Here is a 2,471-nt window from a genome sequence, read left to right on the forward strand (position 1 = left end):
GTAAATGCCTTTCATCATATTAGCTTCTTTCAATCCTACTTAGGTTCTATTTTACCTATTCGAATATATTTAGGATTGCGGCCATCTCCATGCTTTCAATCCTACTTAGGTTCTATTTTACCCCTATGAAGCCTGGCGAGGTATCGCTCGACGGTGGCTTTCAATCCTACTTAGGTTCTATTTTACCAGAAATTAAAGCGATTATCGAGAGCGCCGATTGTTCCCTTTCAATCCTACTTAGGTTCTATTTTACTACCATGAGGCTGGCAACGGCCAACGCAAGCAGGCCCCTTTCAATCCTACTTAGGTTCTATTTTACGCGTCTGTGTGCGACAAAAGATATAAATAAAAAATGGCTTTCAATCCTACTTAGGTTCTATTTTACCCCTCAACCTTAAGATTATTCCTAGGCCGTTCTCCAATCTTTCAATCCTACTTAGGTTCTATTTTACTCAATTGCACCCCAATAATAAAGTGCCTCGTTAAGCTTTCAATCCTACTTAGGTTCTATTTTACTATATAGGAATAGCCGGGACTGCTGGACGAAGTCACTTTCAATCCTACTTAGGTTCTATTTTACCTGAAATTTTTTTAAATTGGGGGGTGGTCTTATGACTTTCAATCCTACTTAGGTTCTATTTTACGAAAGAAATTTCCCGAATGGAAAAGAAAGCCCTACCTTTCAATCCTACTTAGGTTCTATTTTACACCTCTCAACTGATTTCTTTTTCGTCCTAATCCTGCTTTCAATCCTACTTAGGTTCTATTTTACGAATATTCATTTTATAGATACCTTTAACTATTTCAACTTTCAATCCTACTTAGGTTCTATTTTACCACCCCCGTCCTCGTCCCGGCCGGCAATTCCCTCGACTTTCAATCCTACTTAGGTTCTATTTTACCTTTTTCGATTTTTCATTCATTCGATCGACTGCACCCCTTTCAATCCTACTTAGGTTCTATTTTACTTCTTCTTTCAAATATACTTCCTTTTCACTGCGACTTTCAATCCTACTTAGGTTCTATTTTACATAGGTGGTGCAATAGCAACTAATGTACCTAAGATTGCCTTTCAATCCTACTTAGGTTCTATTTTACTATCTTACGAGATACATTTTTGGGAAATATAAACACTTTCAATCCTACTTAGGTTCTATTTTACTAGCTAAAAACAAATCTCTCAAAAGGGCAATAGAATTCTTTCAATCCTACTTAGGTTCTATTTTACTCCTCTTGTCTTCTTTTTCCTCTCGTTTTTCTTTTCCTTTCAATCCTACTTAGGTTCTATTTTACGGATATCAAACAGGAGATTGAGGAGGCTAAGGAGGATCTTTCAATCCTACTTAGGTTCTATTTTACTCCTGCACCGGCGGAGGAATAGGTGCCGCTCACGGCGTTCTTTCAATCCTACTTAGGTTCTATTTTACCGGATAGCCTGCCAAAATCCTCGCCGTGGATGCAAAGCTTTCAATCCTACTTAGGTTCTATTTTACCGAATTGAACCGAAAGGGTTTTTTGCCCTTGTGCATTCTTTCAATCCTACTTAGGTTCTATTTTACTCGGACGTTACCGGGTCTCCGGGACAATTACAGGATCTTTCAATCCTACTTAGGTTCTATTTTACCAGCTTTATCTCAATCTCCTCCTCGAATGGCTCTACCTTTCAATCCTACTTAGGTTCTATTTTACTTTTTCAGTATCCTTCAAAAATGTGCCAGCATAATCCTTTCAATCCTACTTAGGTTCTATTTTACGAAAAATATATGTATCTGGGTATCAGAGAGAAGACGGCTTTCAATCCTACTTAGGTTCTATTTTACATGGAGGTCGATAAAATCGATAAAAAACAGCTTAACTTTCAATCCTACTTAGGTTCTATTTTACACAGACGAGCAGATAGCCGATATATATTCACAGCATCTTTCAATCCTACTTAGGTTCTATTTTACTTTACCCACAACTCAATACATGGATGGATTATACTACTTTCAATCCTACTTAGGTTCTATTTTACATGGATAACAAAATAGTTTATGATTTTAACTGGAAACTTTCAATCCTACTTAGGTTCTATTTTACTCCTCCGACCCGCATCTATAGCATACCCACACTCTCTTTCAATCCTACTTAGGTTCTATTTTACACTCGTCGCCGGTGTACGTGTCCTTATAAAGCCCATCTTTCAATCCTACTTAGGTTCTATTTTACTCGATAAATAGGCCTTACTGATGGATGCAGGTGAGTTCCTTTCAATCCTACTTAGGTTCTATTTTACCTAAAAACGATTGCCCGCATCTCACCCTTGTACGAGAACTTTCAATCCTACTTAGGTTCTATTTTACCGAATGGGTCATTGACGACCTGATTTTTATTCAGGCTTTCAATCCTACTTAGGTTCTATTTTACCCTTTTGAATTTATAGGAATATTTATATTTCCACATCTTTCAATCCTACTTAGGTTCTATTTTAC

General features: G+C 37.3%; 1 CRISPR repeat array.

Annotated features, from left to right (window positions below):
• Nucleotides 1-26: 26 nt before the first annotated feature.
• Nucleotides 27-2,471: direct repeats of the CRISPR family, unit length 29 nt; unit sequence CTTTCAATCCTACTTAGGTTCTATTTTAC.

Origin of the sequence: Thermogymnomonas acidicola (assembly GCF_014646795.1) — an archaeon.
Lineage (GTDB): Archaea > Thermoplasmatota > Thermoplasmata > Thermoplasmatales > Thermoplasmataceae > Thermogymnomonas > Thermogymnomonas acidicola.